This window comes from Phaeobacter sp. (assembly GCF_022825805.1).
GTDB lineage: Bacteria > Pseudomonadota > Alphaproteobacteria > Rhodobacterales > Rhodobacteraceae > Phaeobacter.
Genome location: NZ_JAJDWC010000051.1, coordinates 46822 through 60564 on the forward strand (window position 1 = coordinate 46822; position 13743 = coordinate 60564).

Genomic DNA, 13743 nt, shown 5'->3' on the forward strand with positions numbered 1-13743 from the left:
CGGAACCGTCCACTAGAGTGATTTTGTCAGGAAACTAAGACACAGCCGCTGTTGTCGCAATGTCTTTTGCCGCTGTGGTCTTTTCCTCGTGGCGCTATCTGTTTAAGGGCAAGAGGCAGGTAATCGAAGGACGCAAGCAGGATGGCCGACCGTTTCCGTGTGACTTTGGCACAGCTGAACCCCACTGTGGGGGATATCGAAGGCAATGCAAAAAAGGCCCGAGAGGCCTGGGCGGCCGGTCGTGAGGCCGGTGCGGATCTGGTGGCGCTGCCAGAGATGTTCATCACCGGCTACAACACACAGGACCTGGTGCAGAAACCTATTTTCCACCAAACCGCCATGGCCGCGGTTGAGCGGTTGGCCGCCGATTGTGCCGATGGGCCCGCGCTGGCGATTGGGGCGCCCTGGGCGGACGGTGACCAGCTGTTCAACGCCTATCTGATCCTGAAAGGCGGGCAGATCGCGTCTCGGGTGCTGAAGCATCACCTGCCGAATGAAACCGTGTTCGATGAGGTGCGAATATTTGATGCCGGGCCTTTGGGCGGTCCTTACAGTGTGGATGGCACCCGCATCGGCAGCCCGATCTGCGAAGATGGCTGGCACGAAGATGTGGCCGAAACCCTGGCGGAAACCGGTGCGGAGTTCCTGTTGATCCCGAATGGTTCGCCCTATTACCGCAACAAGATGGAAGTGCGGCAAAACCTGATGGTGGCGCGCAGCATCGAAACCGGATTGCCGGTGATCTACCTGAATATGGTGGGCGGTCAGGACGATCAGGTGTTTGACGGCGGCTCGTTTGTGTTGAACCCAGGGGGCGCCTTGGCGCTGCAGATGCCGGTGTTTGACGAGGCGCTGCAGCACGTTGATCTGGAACGCACCGATGAGGGCTGGCGCGCGGTCGAAGGGGCCAAGGCCAGCCTGCCAGATGTCTGGGAGCAGGATTATCAGGTGATGACCTATGCCCTGCGCGACTATATGGGCAAGACCGGCTTTTCCAAGGTGCTGCTGGGCCTGTCCGGTGGCGTGGATTCGGCGCTGGTGGCAGCGATTGCGGTGGATGCCCTTGGGGCCGAGAATGTCCGTTGTGTGATGCTGCCGTCGGAATACACCTCCAAAGCCTCGCTGGAGGATGCGGAGGCCGTGGCCAAGGCATTGGGCGTGCGCTATGACTATGTCCCGATCTCCGAAGGGCGGGCAGCCATCACCAACACGCTGGCGCCCTTGTTTGCCGGTCTGGACGAGGATTTGACCGAAGAGAACATCCAGTCGCGTCTGCGTGGGTTGTTGCTGATGGCCATGTCCAACAAATTCGGCGAGATGCTGTTGACCACAGGCAACAAATCCGAGGTCGCAGTGGGCTATGCCACCATCTATGGCGATATGAACGGCGGCTATAACCCGATCAAGGATCTTTACAAAACGCGGGTGTTTGAAACCTGCCGCTGGCGCAATGCCAACCACAGGCCCTGGATGATGGGCCCTGATGGGGAGGTGATCCGCCCGTCGGTGATCGACAAGCCACCGTCAGCCGAGCTGCGGGACGATCAGAAAGACAGTGACAGCCTGCCGGATTATCCGGAGTTGGATGCGCTGTTGGAGATCCTGGTGGATCAGGACGGATCGATTGCGGATTGTGTTGCGGCGGGTTTTGATCGTGATGTCGCCAAACGGGTTGAGCATCTGATTTATATCAGTGAATACAAACGCTTCCAGTCCGCGCCGGGGGCGCGCCTGTCGCCTCGGGCGTTTTGGTTGGACCGCCGCTATCCCATTGCCAACCGCTGGCGCGACCCGAGCGGCGCCTGACAGATTGTTTAACTGATTGGCCAAGCCAAATGACAGGCCGTCATGTAGTGCGAACAAAAAGGCGCGGACCGGATTGGCCGCGCCTTTTTGGTGTTCAGTTGGCGGTCAGGTCGGAGGCCAGTTTGGTGGCAAGGCCTCCGTCCCTTAGGGGGCTGGCGCTGTGAGGGTCGCAGCTGCCCTACGCCCCTTTCGCCTGCTTAGCCCATCATCTGATAGCTGACCGGAACAAACCGGAAGCCATCACCGCGGGTTTCGACAAATCCGGCCGCCGGGAAGGGCATGTGATAGCCGATCATCGGCATGCGCTCGGCCGCGAGCATCTCCATCACCTTGCGCCGTGACGCGGTGGCAGCGGCCTTGTCCATGTCAAAGCGCACTTCCCACTCCGGATGGGCAAAGGACCAGACGTAGTGGTTGGCCAGATCCGCGGTCAGCAACAGCTGCTGCGAGCCACCATCCAGCAGATAGGTCATATGCCCAGGCGTATGCCCAAATGCGGCCATCGCGGAAATCCCTGCCGCCACTTCGCCGCCATCGTCGATGAAGGACATTTTCTCCGCCAGTGGCGTGACCTTTTCAGCAACGAGATCACCAACCCGGTTGCCTGCCTCCATCTTGGCCCAGAAATCATATTCTGCGCTGGCCGTGACATAGCGGGCATTGGCAAAGGTCGGCGCGCCATCGGTGGTCATACCGCCAATATGATCGGGGTGCATATGGGTCAGCACCACAACGTCGATCTGATCCGGGGTGACGCCCACTTCTGCCAGGGCCTTCTGGATGCCGCCCTGGCCGAGGCCGGTGTCAAACAGGACTTTCTGCTGGCCGGTGTCGACCAATGTGGGGGTGAAGAAGAATTGCGCCATATCCGCAGGGATGAAGTTTTCGGCCGAAACAGCAGCGAATTCTTCATCCGTTGCACCACCGCCAAAGATCCCCTGCGCCCCGTCACGGGGGAAACTGCCATCCAACAACGCGGTCACGGTGAGCGAGCCGAGGTTGAAACTGCGAGACTGGCTGGCGGGGGCTTTGGCGCCGTGACCGTCTGCTGCTGCGGCAGGGGCGCTTGCGGCAGTGACAGCGGCAGCCAGGGGCAGGGCGGCGGCGCCTGTGAGCGCGGCGCGGCGGGTCAACGGACTGGTCATGGTGGAACTCCTCTCTGTTAAAAAATCTTTCTGTCTTTTGTCAAACATAGGGCGCGGGGGGCGCTTGCCATCCTGTGGTGTTTGTTTTGTGATCGCCGTGGGGGGCGGCAGGCGGGTCAAATACGGACCGAGCACGGCACAAGCACGGATCAGAAACAGGCCAGACACAGGCCGGATACGGCGAAGCACCTGGGCGCTAACGGTGCCGGTTCTCGCCCGGGTCTTGCCGATGATCCCGGACATGATCCGCGCCTTGCCCCAGAACTTGACCGCGCGCTGCAAACCCCAGGCGAACTGGACAAAACGGGCTTCATGTGACATGGGGCAAAGCAACAGGAGACATGAGATGACAACCACCCGATTTGCCCCGTCGCCAACCGGCTATATCCACGTCGGCAACCTGCGCACGGCGCTGATGAATTACCTGATCGCCCGCAAGTCGGGCGGGACATTTATCCTGCGGATCGATGACACCGATCCGGAACGGTCGAAAGAGACCTATGTCGATGCGATCAAACAGGATCTCGAATGGCTCGGTCTGACCTGGGACAAGGTCGAGCGCCAGTCGGAGCGCCTGGACCGCTATGTGGCGGCTGCCGACAAACTGCGCGAAATCGGTCGTTTCTACGAGGCGTTTGAAACCCCGACCGAACTGGATCTGAAGCGCAAGAAGCAGCTGAACATGGGCAAGCCGCCGGTCTATGACCGCGCTGCGCTGAACCTGTCTGATGACGAAAAGACCGCCCTGCGGGCAGAGCGCGGCGATGGCGTCTGGCGCTTCAAACTGGACCATCAGCGCATCGAATGGACCGATGGTATTCTGGGCGATATCTCCATTGATGCGGCCTCTGTGTCGGATCCGGTGCTGATCCGCGGCGATGGTCAGTTCCTCTACACGCTGGCCTCTGTTGTGGACGACACGGAAATGGGTGTGACCCATGTCGTGCGTGGCTCTGACCATGTGACCAACACCGCAACACAGATCCAGATCATCGAAGCCCTGGGCGGAACTGTTCCGTCCTTTGCCCATCACTCGCTGTTGACCGGCCCGCAAGGCGAAGCGCTGTCCAAACGTCTGGGCACGCTGGCCCTGCGCGACCTGCGCGAAGCGGGTGTACAGCCGATGGCGTTGTTGTCGCTGATGGCGCGGCTGGGTTCCTCCGATCCGGTGGAATTGCGCTCTGACATGGCCGAGCTGGTCGAGGGTTTTGACATCAACCGCTTTGGTGCGGCACCGACCAAATTCGATGTCGAAGATCTCTATCCGCTGACCGCGCGCCACCTGCAATCCCTGCCGCTGGCAGCGGTTCAGAGCGTGCTGGAAGGCTTGGGTGTTCCGGCTGACAAACAGGCCGCTTTCTGGGATGTGGCGAAGGAAAACATCACCACGCTGAATGATCTGGGCCCATGGTGGGATCTGTGCCGTGATGGGGCTGATCCGCTGATTGCGGATGAAGACAAGGATTTCATCGCCGAAGCCATGGCGCTGTTGCCAGAGGGTCCTTATGACAGCGACAGCTGGGGCACATGGACCGCTGCCGTGAAGGAAAAGACCGGCCGCAAGGGCAAGGGCCTGTTCATGCCACTGCGCAAAGCCGTGACCGGCATGGAGCGCGGCCCTGATATGTCCGCATTGCTGGCGCTGATGGAAACGGTCCGCGCCCGCGGCTGATCCGACAGCGATTTTGCGACACAGGACAAAGGCGGGGCCCCAGGCTCCGCCTTTTTTTGTACCCCCGCCTTTTATTGTCCCTCCGGCTGTTTTTGCAGCCCGACTTGGCAAAAGCCGCCCGGTAACGGCCGGGCAGCAGACGATCAGTGGGTGCAGTACGGCAGTGCGCGGTCGCTGGTGGGTTTGGCGGTATTGCCCCGCAGCATGGCCTGATCGCCACTGACGGCGGGCCCAAGGATCCGGCATCAAGCCAGGAGAAAACCCCCACAGGAGCCGCCTCATGCCCCGCTTTCTCCGTCTCGGCCTTTTGGCCTGCGTCCTCTATTTCAGCGCTATGTCCGTGGCGCATTTCTTTGGCCTCAAACTGCCGCTGCTGTTTGTCTATTACGACACCCCGTTTTACGCCTATCAGGACAAGATCATCTCCTTTGCGGTGCTCGCCTATGTCGGGTTGTTCTGGCTGGCCTCTCGCGACATTGCAGCGGTCCCGGTTGCACTGGGGGTGCTGGCTGCGACGCTGGTGGGGTTGGTGTCCGTGAACCTCTCTGACGCGCTGGCATCTGTTGTGCCGCCCGGGCAATCGACATGGGCCTCGACATGGGCTTATTGGGCGCAAACCGGCCTGCTCGCCGCAATCTGGGTGGCTCTCATGGGGCTTTATCTGCGGTGTGATCGGTATCGGGCCGCACCGGGTGATGCATCCCGAAGCGCTGCCGATAGGCCGACGGAGTGAGCCCGACCCAGCGGTTGAAGATCCGCCGGAAACTGGCAGCATCGCTGTAGCCAAGATCCCAGCTGATCCGCTCAAAACTGTCGCGGGTCAGCTCAAGCCGGGCGCGCGCAGCCTCCACCCGCAGGGCTTGCAGGTATTGCAGCGGGCTTTGGCCAGTGGCCTGTTTGAAACGGCGTAGAAAACTGCGCTCCGACATCGCGGCGGCCGCGGCCAAATCGGGGATGTTGTGAGCGTTGGACAGGTTGTCCTGCATCAGCGTCTGCACCGTCGCGATCGCGGCATCACCGTTGTTCGTGGCAGGCACAACGGTGGCGTAATATCGCTGCTCCCGCTGGGGTGGGTCCAGCACAAACATGCGGGCCACATCCAGCATGAGTTTGCGGCTGCCAAACCGCTCGATCAGATGCAGGGTCAGATCGGTCCAGGCCATTACGCCACCAGCGGTCACGATGTCGCCGAGATCCACAATCAGGCGCTGGCTGTCGACGCTCACGCCGGGATAGTGCTGGTGAAACTCGGCGGCATGACGCCAATGGGTGGTGATCCGGCGCCCGTCCAGGATGCCCAGTTCTGCCAGTAAAAACGCACCAGAGCAGACCGAGGCCAGCACGCCGCCAGATGCATGATGCTGGCGCAGAACGTGCGCCCAGCCCACCGGCAGGACAGGACGCTCGGTTTGTAACGCGGGTGGCAGCAGGTACAGGTCGGCAGGAGCGCTGGGCATGGTTTGGATCTGCGTATCAAACAACGCAGGGCCATAGGCTGCGGCTTCGGTGTTGGCGTGATCCAACAAGTCCTTTATCCCCCACAGCGCGGATTTTTGCGCCCCGGGGTAGTCGAGCAAGCGTATGCGCAGCGGTTGGTCCATGGTGTTGCCTTGTCCCTTTTCCCTTGTCTGCGGTCCCTCATCAGGCGCCCTTTGTCAGCTGGCCCCTGTCGATGGATTGGCCTTTGCTGCGGTTGTGCCGGACCCGGCCCGGCCGGACGATCTTGTCTAGGGCTCTGGGTCTGCCATAACCTGCACCTGCAGCTCGGCCAGATGCTGATCGACCCAGGCTGTTTCCGAGGCGCTGAGCCTCTGATGACGCGGATAGCGGGGATTGGCGCGGTCATTCAGGATAGGCGCGTCCCAGCCATCGGTGGTGGCGATAAAATCTGCAACCCCTTGGACGCCAAAGATCTGATGATAGCCCTGCAGCACGACATCCAGATAGCTCAGCAGGATCGGGTGCTGGGCGGTGGCGTGCTGGCGGCTGTTTTCGGGCACCGCGTAAAAGGCGATATCGGTCAGCGGATCCAGATCATGGCGCACCGCACCACCAGCTGGCAGGCGTTCATAGGCGAATTCGCGTTCATCCAGCGCGGCCCAATCGGCATCCGGCACCTCTGCGATCAGACCGTCCAGGGTGGTGTCAGCGCAGGGCACGACGCTCAGAAACGCCACCGGACGCAGCGCAGTATGCACCCAGGCGCGCCGCCATCCCGCCAGACGGGCGGGCCGGGCCTGCCCGTAGGTGTGGGTCTGGCGATTGACCAGGCTGCCGTAGCCAAAGAAAAAGGGAGCGGGCATGCGATCCTCCGTTTGGGGCCGTTTTTAGCGGTGTTTTTGCGATCTGATTCTATTATCGCGGGATTGATGCATGTCAAAGTGCCCTTTGTTCGCCTATGCCACATATGTCGGCAGATGCGCCAAGGGAGGGCCTGCCATGCGGATCACCAAACGGACCAATATCGCTGTCAGATTGCTGATGTATTGCGCGTCCCATGAAGGGCGTCTGGTGACCAAATCGGAAATCGCGGCCCGCTGCAATGTGTCAGAGAACCATCTGGCGCAGGTGATCAACCAATTGGCGCAGTTGGGGTATCTGCGCACACAGCGGGGGCGCAATGGCGGGCTGAGCCTGGGCAAACCGGCGGCCAAGATCGGTATTGGCGATGTGTTTCGCGATATCGAAGGCACAGTGCCGATTGTCGAGTGTTTTGCTGATGCCGACAACACCTGTCCCCTGGTTGAGGCCTGCCGGTTGCGGCTGGCCCTGCATGATGCGGCACAGGCGTTTTTTGCCTCTTTGGATGGGATCACGCTGGCGGCGCTGGTTTGTGACAACACCGAGCTGTTTTCGCTGTTCCAGACGGTGACCTGCGAGAAAACCGCCGCGCTCTGATTGTGCAAAGCCGGGCAAGGGGGTGTGTCCCTCACCCGGCAGTTGTGTTCAGTTCGTCTTGCCAGTCTGCTTGCGCTTATGCCTCAGTCCTGGGCGCGCAGGATGCGTGCGGGGCGCACCCGCAATGGACCCCAGGCAAAGGCCAAACCAGCCAGCAGCGTTGTCAGAATGCCACAGGCGATGATCGCCAGCGCGTTGGACCAGATCACGACATAGTCGCTTTCGAAGACAAAGACATTGATCGCCCAGGCCCCGGTCATCCCGGCGACCAGCGCCACCATACCGGCCCCGGCCCCCAAGATGGCTGATCGCGTGGCAAAGCTGAGCAGGATCTGCCGTCTCGGTGCGCCCAGGGTCTTCAGGATCGCGGCCTCGTACCGGCGGGCGGGTTCCCCAGCGGCGGCGGTGCCGATGAGCACCATGAAGCCGGTCAGCAGCGTTGCCGCCGCGCCATAGGCGGTTGCAGAGGCCAGCTGGCGCAACAGGTCAGACACCCGGTCGAGCGCATCGCGCACCCGGATTGCAGTGATGTTTGGCATCGCTTTGGCCAGGTCGCGCAGGATCTGTGCCTCGGCCTCGGTTTCGGCATAGACCGTGGAAATGAAGCTATGCGGCGCACCGGCCAGTGCAGATTCGTTCAACACCATCACAAACCCCATGCCTGCGGTGGAAAAATCCACTTCGCGCAGGCTGCTGATTGTGGCGGTGATGTCGCGGCCCAGCACGTTGAGGGTGATGTTATCGCCCAGCGTCAGGCCCAGCTCTTCGGCCTCTTCGCGTGCAAAACTGACCAATGGCGGACCGCTGTAGTCCTCGGCCCACCATTCGCCCGCCACCACTTCGGTGGTTTCAGGTTGGGCTGCAGCATAGGTGATGCCCCGATCGCCGGTGACGACCCAGTGGTCGCCCGCCACTTCGGTGGCTGGCACGCCGTTGATGGTGGTCAGGATGGCGCGCAGCATCGGGGCGCTTTCCACCCGGCTGACCGCTGGATCCTGTTCCACACGGCCCAGAAACTCGTCCATCTGGTCGCGCTGGATGTCGACAAAGAAATAGGAGGGGGCCAGATCCGGCAGGTTGCCTTCGATGGAGCGGCGCATGTTGCCATCGACCTGGCCGATGGCGGCCAGAACTGTCAGGCCCAGACCCAGTGCCAGGACCGTGGGCACCGCAGCATCGCGGGAGGTGCCGATGGCGGACAGCGACCAGCGCAGGGCCGGTCTGCCGCGGGTGAGGGGCGTGACACGCCGCGCCAGCCAGCTGATCACCATCGCTGCCAGCAACAGCACGAACAGCGCCCCGATCAGACCCGCAGCGGTCCAGAGCGTCAGTTCAATTGCGCCGCTCAGCACCGCAGCCGAGCCCACCAGCAGCGCCACCACCAAAGCCGTCGCCACAATGTAGCGCGGCGCGGGCAGACGGGTGCGACTGTCCTGGGCGTCGCGAAACAGAGCGGCGGCGCGGATCCGTTCCGCCCGCGCCAGAGGCCACAGCGCAAATATGAACGCGGTCAACAGGCCATACAACGCGGCTTCGGCCAGCGCGCCGGGTGCAAGGCCAAAGACCGCCGGAAACGGCAGCTGCGCAGCAATCCAGGGGCCCAGGATAACCGGGACCGCCCCACCGATCACCAGGCCGATGAGCACCCCCAGCAGGGCCAGCGCCCCGATCTGCAGAAAATAGGTCAGAAACAACGTGGCGCGATCCGCACCCAGCGTGCGCAGCGTGGCAATCGTGGTGGTTTTGCCCGCCAGATACGCCCGGACCGCGGCGGACACCCCGATGCCGCCGACAGCCAGACCCGACAGGCCAACCAGCACCAGAAACCCTGCCAAACGCTCGACAAATGTAGAGATGCCAGGAGCGCCGTTGCGGGCGTCTTTCCAGCGCATGCCAGAATTTTCAAGCGCCGCTTCCGCCCGGGCCTGCACCGCATCAAAGGGTTGATCCGGAGGCAGGATCAAACGGTATTTGGATTCAAACAGCGTGCCCTCGGACAGCAGGCCCGATTGGCCCAGATCCGCAGAGCGCACAATCGTGCGCGGCCCAAGGGTGAAACCTGCGCTGGCGGCGTCTGGTTCGTTTTCCAACAGCGCGGTGAGGGCAAATTCCTGGGTCCCGAGCACAAAGACATCGCCAACCGCCAGCCCAAGCCGGTCTGCCAGCACCCGTTGCATGACCCCGCCGGGCAAGCCATTGTCCCCAGCAAGCGCCTGATCCAGCGCCATGTCGGGCTCCAGTCGCACGGTGCCAACCAGCGGATAGGCCGAGTCGATCGCCTTGACCTGGGTCAGCGCCCGGTCCTCTCCGACCACGGCCATGGAGCGAAAATCGATGATTTCGGAGGTCGCGGTGGCGTTGTCTTCCATCCAGCTCCGTTCAACGTCAGTGGCGCGGCGATAAGTGAACTCCAGTTCAGCGTCGCCGCCGAGCAGCACCGAGCCCTCTTCGCTCAGGCCGGTTTCAATGGCCGAACGCAATGATCCGATGCCCGCGATGACGGCAACGCCGAGGGCGAGACAGATCAGAAAAACACGAAACCCGCGCAAACCGCCGCGCAGTTCTCGCAGGGCAAATCGGGTCGCCAGTGACAGGCGGGACGGGGTCATTCCGCAGCCTCGCGGCTGGCGTCGACATCCAGACGACCATCGCGCAGCCGGATCACCCGGTCACAGCGCGCAGCCAGTTCGGGCGCGTGGGTGACCATGATCAACGTGGCGCCATAGCGGTCGCGCAGGTCAAACAGCAAATCCATGATCGCAGCCCCATTGGCCGCATCGAGGTTGCCTGTCGGCTCATCCGCAAGCAGGATCCGTGGCCGGGTTACCAACGCGCGCGCCAGTGCGACCCGTTGCTGTTCACCACCCGACATCTGTGCCGGGAAGTGATCGGCGCGGTGGCCGAGCCCCACAGCGTCCAGCTCTGCGCGGGCCCGGTCGAAGGCGTCTTTTTCGCCCGCCAGCTCTAGTGGAGTTGCAACGTTTTCCATCGCCGTCATGGTCGGGATCAAATGGAAACTTTGGAACACCACCCCCATGGCATCACGGCGAAACCGGGCCAGGGCGTCTTCGTCCATCGCGGTCAGATCCTGACCGAGGGCATGCACGCTGCCGCCTGTGGCCTGTTCCAATCCGCCCATCACCATCAGGAGCGAGGATTTGCCGGACCCCGACGGCCCGATCAGCCCCAGGGTTTCCCCGGTGGGCACATCCAGGGAAATGCCATGCAGAATGTCGACCGGTCCGGTATTGCCAATCAGCGACAAAGAGGCATCTTGGAGGGACAGGATCGGGTCGGGTTGAGTGGATGTGTTGGAATGCATAGATCACAGGGCCTGTTGCTAACTTCTTTGGATATGGAGCCTTAAAGCCGATGCGCAAGATGATTGCAGGATTGATTTTTGGATTGATGGCGACAACCGCTCAGGCAGAGACGCTGCGGATTGCGGCTCTCGGGGACAGCTTGATCCAGGGATATGGTCTGCCCCAGGGCGACGGATGGGTGCCGCAGCTGCAGGCCTGGCTCTCGGCGCAGGGCGAAGATGTCGAGGTGATCAATGCGGGCGTTTCCGGCGACACCACCGCTGGTGGTGCGGCGCGGGTGGACTGGACCCTGTCGGATGGCCCTGATGGGTTGATCGTCGCCTTGGGCGGCAATGATCTGCTGCGTGGCATCGCGCCAGAGGAAAGCCGTCGCAATCTGACCAAAATCCTGCAGGTGGCGCAGTCGCGCAATTTGCCTGTTCTGTTGGTCGGCATGGAGGCGCCGGGGAATTACGGCGCTGATTTCAAAGAAAGTTTTGATGCGATCTATCCGGAACTGGCAGGCGAGTTCGACACCTTGCTGCATGCAGATAGCCTGGCTGGGATGCGGGCAGCCACCGGCAATGATCTGCGCGCCGCGAGCCAGTATCTGCAGGATGACGGCATTCACCCCAACAAGGAAGGCGTGGCCCTGAATATCGCCGCCATCGGACCTGTGGTGCAGGCGTTGATCGACCAGATCGAAGAGTGATCGTTGGTCGCTCTGGTCTTGTAGACCCATTGGCTGCGCCTGCGCAGTGCAGATTACACGGCGGGTGACGCAGGATCATCACTGTGGTCAAGAGGGGCCAGCGGGTTCAGACGTCGCGCCGCCCAAACACAACCTTGGTATGCCCAAAAAACAGTATGCCCAAAAACGAAACGGCCCCGCAATTGGGGGCCGTTTTGAAAATGCATTCTGTTTCTGACCGTAAGGTTCAGAGCAGTTCCAAGTTCACCGCGGATTCACGACCATCACGGCCAGGCTGCAGCTCGTAGTTGACTTTCTGGTTGTCGGCGAGACCGGTCAGGCCAGAACGCTCAACTGCAGAAATGTGAACAAAAACATCGCTGCCGCCTGCATCGGGGGCGATGAAACCGTAGCCTTTGGTGGTGTTGAACCATTTGACGGTGCCTGTGGCCATCGTCTTTAACTCCTGAGTCTTCTTCTGCCCGCAACATGCGACAGACTGGCAATGCCATTGCGTATTTCATGACCGAGCCTGCCGTAGGACAGCGATGACTTATGCGTAACCTTGCGCCGCCAAGTGTGAAGCCAATACCGTTTTGGCGCAAGCCTATTGCGCTTGGGCTGTGGAAAACAGTGATTATTTTCGCAATCTCAGCGCTTTACGAGCCCCTACGTTGGCGATTGACGGCATTTTTGCTCACGATCTGTTGTGATTTTGGTGCTGGCGGGTCCTGCATCGGCCGTGTATCGCGGGATGCGCGGGCGATATCAGGTCACGGGTTGAGCCTGAAATCGGGCCATAAATTGGGCTAAAGACCGAGCCGAGGAAAGACTTAGCCCAGGAGTGGGCATGGGTTCTGGTTTGGTTTACGGCGTGGGCGCCGCGTCATTGCATTACCCTGAAGGAGCTGTTGATGGGAACCAAGACACTGACCTGCCTGTCCTGCGCGCAGTTGAACCGGGTGCCTTATGATCGGCTGTCTGCCGCGCCCAAATGCGGCAGTTGCGGCAAAGGTCTGATGCCGACCAAGCCTGTGGATGTGACCCCGGCCGTGCTGCAAAAGGCGATTGCCAAGGACGAAGTGCCATTGGTTGTTGATTTCTGGGCCCCATGGTGTGGTCCCTGCAAAGCCATGGCACCGGATTACGCCAAAGCGGCGCAGGCGCTGCGTGGGGAGGTGCGTTTGGTAAAGCTGAACACCCAGGACCATCAATCTGCAGGCGCGCGCTACAGGATCCGGGCGATCCCGACATTGGTGCGGTTTTTACACGGCAAAGAACACAAACGACAAAGTGGCGCGTTGCGCGCTACGGCGCTGATTGCCTGGTGCAAAGGGTAGGGTGGTGCGATCACGCGGGCATGGCTTGCGGGCGCGCCTGCGAACGATCTGATCGTGAAAGGGGGCGGCTCAGTCCCGAAATGGGCAACCGGTTCGGCGGTATCCCATATTGCCAGGGGCACCGTCAAAGTAGCGGGCGGTCAGGACACGGATTGTGGCCTCTTGGGTGGCGCGCGTAGGGACATCAGCACCACCATCGTGAGGATAGAGCCGAAGGTGCCGACAACAGGGTAGAGACCAATCGCCAGCCACGTCGGCATGTCATAGAGCGCCGGAGAGGCGACCAGATGCACCATGCCAAGCAGTGTTCCGATTGCTATGCCAACCCAGGCCATTGTTCCGCATCCTCGCTGGTTTGCGCGCTTCCTGAGCGTATGAACACAGGAAAACGCAGATCACGCAACGAAAGCTTAGGCGCAATTGTCTTTATTTTCTGTAAATGCGGCGCGGGTGTACCGCCTATCTGGTCCTGATGTTCGACCCCGGCGTGTGATCCCGGCTCGCCTGTTTATGGGCCAGGCTTGTGACCCACAGGCCCAATGTGACCAGCAGCGCGAGCCCCGCGCCGAGGCCGCAATAGACCAGCAACAGGCTCCAAAAGGGCAATCCCACAACCGCTTTGATCAAAATTACGGATAGTATCGTTGCACCAAAACACCCAAACATAGCCAACCAGGCCATCAACACACCCCTCCCACTTGCGTAAGAGATGACCGTATTTTTGGATTTTGATCAAGTCTCGTGATGCCCGCTGTCGCTAACAAGCGATATGTCCGGTGTAGGTAACATGCGATCTGTCCGGTTTTATCATGTCTCCGAAAGGAGGCGTTATGAAGCGGACAGAAGTGTTACAGGAAGTTCGACTTATGAAGTTCGAAGACGTGTATTC

13 protein-coding genes are annotated in these 13743 nt (G+C 61.1%); 6 read left to right on the top strand and 7 right to left on the bottom strand.

What is annotated here, in order from left to right:
* Window positions 1-141 precede the first annotated feature (141 nt).
* Window positions 142-1806, top strand: coding sequence for an NAD+ synthase (locus Q0C28_RS05680; RefSeq protein WP_293573684.1), 1665 nt, complete (start codon window positions 142-144; stop codon window positions 1804-1806).
* A 197-nt stretch (window positions 1807-2003) separates the two neighbouring features.
* Here Q0C28_RS05680 and Q0C28_RS05685 read toward each other — a convergent pair whose 3' ends face one another.
* A complete protein-coding gene (locus Q0C28_RS05685) occupies window positions 2004-2951 on the bottom strand; it encodes an MBL fold metallo-hydrolase (RefSeq protein WP_293573685.1) in 948 nt (315 codons plus the stop codon).
* Between the two features lie 346 nt (window positions 2952-3297).
* On the opposite strand from Q0C28_RS05685, the gene gltX reads away from it, so the two are divergent.
* Both gltX and Q0C28_RS05695 read left to right on the top strand, forming a co-directional pair.
* Window positions 3298-4623 carry a glutamate--tRNA ligase gene (gene gltX, locus Q0C28_RS05690; protein WP_293573686.1) on the top strand — a complete coding sequence of 442 codons (1326 nt, stop codon included), beginning with the start codon at window positions 3298-3300 and terminating at the stop codon, window positions 4621-4623.
* A gap of 280 nt (window positions 4624-4903) precedes the next feature.
* Window positions 4904-5356, top strand: coding sequence for a hypothetical protein (locus tag Q0C28_RS05695; protein ID WP_293573687.1), 453 nt, complete (start codon window positions 4904-4906; stop codon window positions 5354-5356).
* On the opposite strand, the gene Q0C28_RS05700 is transcribed toward Q0C28_RS05695, so the two are convergent.
* Window positions 5271-6224, bottom strand: a complete 954-nt coding sequence (locus tag Q0C28_RS05700; RefSeq protein ID WP_293573688.1) for a helix-turn-helix domain-containing protein — start codon at window positions 6222-6224, stop codon at window positions 5271-5273. The genes Q0C28_RS05695 and Q0C28_RS05700 overlap by 86 nt on opposite strands.
* 126 nt (window positions 6225-6350) lie before the next feature.
* Window positions 6351-6926, bottom strand: a complete 576-nt coding sequence (locus Q0C28_RS05705) for a gamma-glutamylcyclotransferase family protein (RefSeq protein ID WP_293573689.1) — start codon at window positions 6924-6926, stop codon at window positions 6351-6353.
* Between the two features lie 136 nt (window positions 6927-7062).
* On the opposite strand from Q0C28_RS05705, the gene Q0C28_RS05710 reads away from it, so the two are divergent.
* Window positions 7063-7521 carry an Rrf2 family transcriptional regulator gene (locus Q0C28_RS05710; RefSeq protein WP_293573690.1) on the top strand — a complete coding sequence of 153 codons (459 nt, stop codon included), beginning with the start codon at window positions 7063-7065 and terminating at the stop codon, window positions 7519-7521.
* 83 nt (window positions 7522-7604) lie between these two features.
* On the opposite strand, the gene Q0C28_RS05715 is transcribed toward Q0C28_RS05710, so the two are convergent.
* Both Q0C28_RS05715 and Q0C28_RS05720 read right to left on the bottom strand, forming a co-directional pair.
* Complete coding sequence (locus Q0C28_RS05715; protein WP_293573691.1) at window positions 7605-10130, bottom strand: FtsX-like permease family protein; 2526 nt, start codon at window positions 10128-10130, stop codon at window positions 7605-7607.
* A complete protein-coding gene (locus Q0C28_RS05720; RefSeq protein ID WP_293573692.1) occupies window positions 10127-10843 on the bottom strand; it encodes an ABC transporter ATP-binding protein in 717 nt (238 codons plus the stop codon). The genes Q0C28_RS05715 and Q0C28_RS05720 overlap by 4 nt, the downstream gene beginning before the upstream one ends.
* Window positions 10844-10893: 50 nt before the next feature.
* Here Q0C28_RS05720 and Q0C28_RS05725 point away from each other — a divergent pair, with 50 nt between their 5' ends.
* Window positions 10894-11535: an arylesterase gene (locus Q0C28_RS05725; protein ID WP_293573693.1), complete on the top strand. Its 642-nt coding sequence runs from the start codon at window positions 10894-10896 to the stop codon at window positions 11533-11535.
* A 226-nt stretch (window positions 11536-11761) separates the two neighbouring features.
* On the opposite strand, the gene Q0C28_RS05730 is transcribed toward Q0C28_RS05725, so the two are convergent.
* Window positions 11762-11968, bottom strand: a complete 207-nt coding sequence (locus Q0C28_RS05730) for a cold-shock protein (protein ID WP_293573694.1) — start codon at window positions 11966-11968, stop codon at window positions 11762-11764.
* A 460-nt stretch (window positions 11969-12428) separates the two neighbouring features.
* Here Q0C28_RS05730 and trxC point away from each other — a divergent pair, with 460 nt between their 5' ends.
* On the top strand, window positions 12429-12854 hold the full coding sequence (gene trxC, locus Q0C28_RS05735; protein ID WP_293573695.1) for a thioredoxin TrxC: 426 nt from the start codon (window positions 12429-12431) through the stop codon (window positions 12852-12854).
* Window positions 12855-12994: 140 nt separating this feature from the next.
* On the opposite strand, the gene Q0C28_RS05740 is transcribed toward trxC, so the two are convergent.
* Window positions 12995-13189 carry a hypothetical protein gene (locus tag Q0C28_RS05740; protein ID WP_293573696.1) on the bottom strand — a complete coding sequence of 65 codons (195 nt, stop codon included), beginning with the start codon at window positions 13187-13189 and terminating at the stop codon, window positions 12995-12997.
* Window positions 13190-13743 lie beyond the last annotated feature (554 nt).

Bases quoted from the DNA above. Each gene is read 5' to 3' on its own strand.
- Q0C28_RS05680 (WP_293573684.1), top strand. From the start codon at position 142: ATGGCCGACCGTTTCCGTGTGACTTTGGCACAGCTGAACCCCACTGTG.
- Q0C28_RS05685 (WP_293573685.1), bottom strand. From the start codon at position 2,951: ATGACCAGTCCGTTGACCCGCCGCGCCGCGCTCACAGGCGCCGCCGCC.
- gltX (WP_293573686.1), top strand. From the start codon at position 3,298: ATGACAACCACCCGATTTGCCCCGTCGCCAACCGGCTATATCCACGTC.
- Q0C28_RS05695 (WP_293573687.1), top strand. From the start codon at position 4,904: ATGCCCCGCTTTCTCCGTCTCGGCCTTTTGGCCTGCGTCCTCTATTTC.
- Q0C28_RS05700 (WP_293573688.1), bottom strand. From the start codon at position 6,224: ATGGACCAACCGCTGCGCATACGCTTGCTCGACTACCCCGGGGCGCAA.
- Q0C28_RS05705 (WP_293573689.1), bottom strand. From the start codon at position 6,926: ATGCCCGCTCCCTTTTTCTTTGGCTACGGCAGCCTGGTCAATCGCCAG.
- Q0C28_RS05710 (WP_293573690.1), top strand. From the start codon at position 7,063: ATGCGGATCACCAAACGGACCAATATCGCTGTCAGATTGCTGATGTAT.
- Q0C28_RS05715 (WP_293573691.1), bottom strand. From the start codon at position 10,130: ATGACCCCGTCCCGCCTGTCACTGGCGACCCGATTTGCCCTGCGAGAA.
- Q0C28_RS05720 (WP_293573692.1), bottom strand. From the start codon at position 10,843: ATGCATTCCAACACATCCACTCAACCCGACCCGATCCTGTCCCTCCAA.
- Q0C28_RS05725 (WP_293573693.1), top strand. From the start codon at position 10,894: ATGCGCAAGATGATTGCAGGATTGATTTTTGGATTGATGGCGACAACC.
- Q0C28_RS05730 (WP_293573694.1), bottom strand. From the start codon at position 11,968: ATGGCCACAGGCACCGTCAAATGGTTCAACACCACCAAAGGCTACGGT.
- trxC (WP_293573695.1), top strand. From the start codon at position 12,429: ATGGGAACCAAGACACTGACCTGCCTGTCCTGCGCGCAGTTGAACCGG.
- Q0C28_RS05740 (WP_293573696.1), bottom strand. From the start codon at position 13,189: ATGGCCTGGGTTGGCATAGCAATCGGAACACTGCTTGGCATGGTGCAT.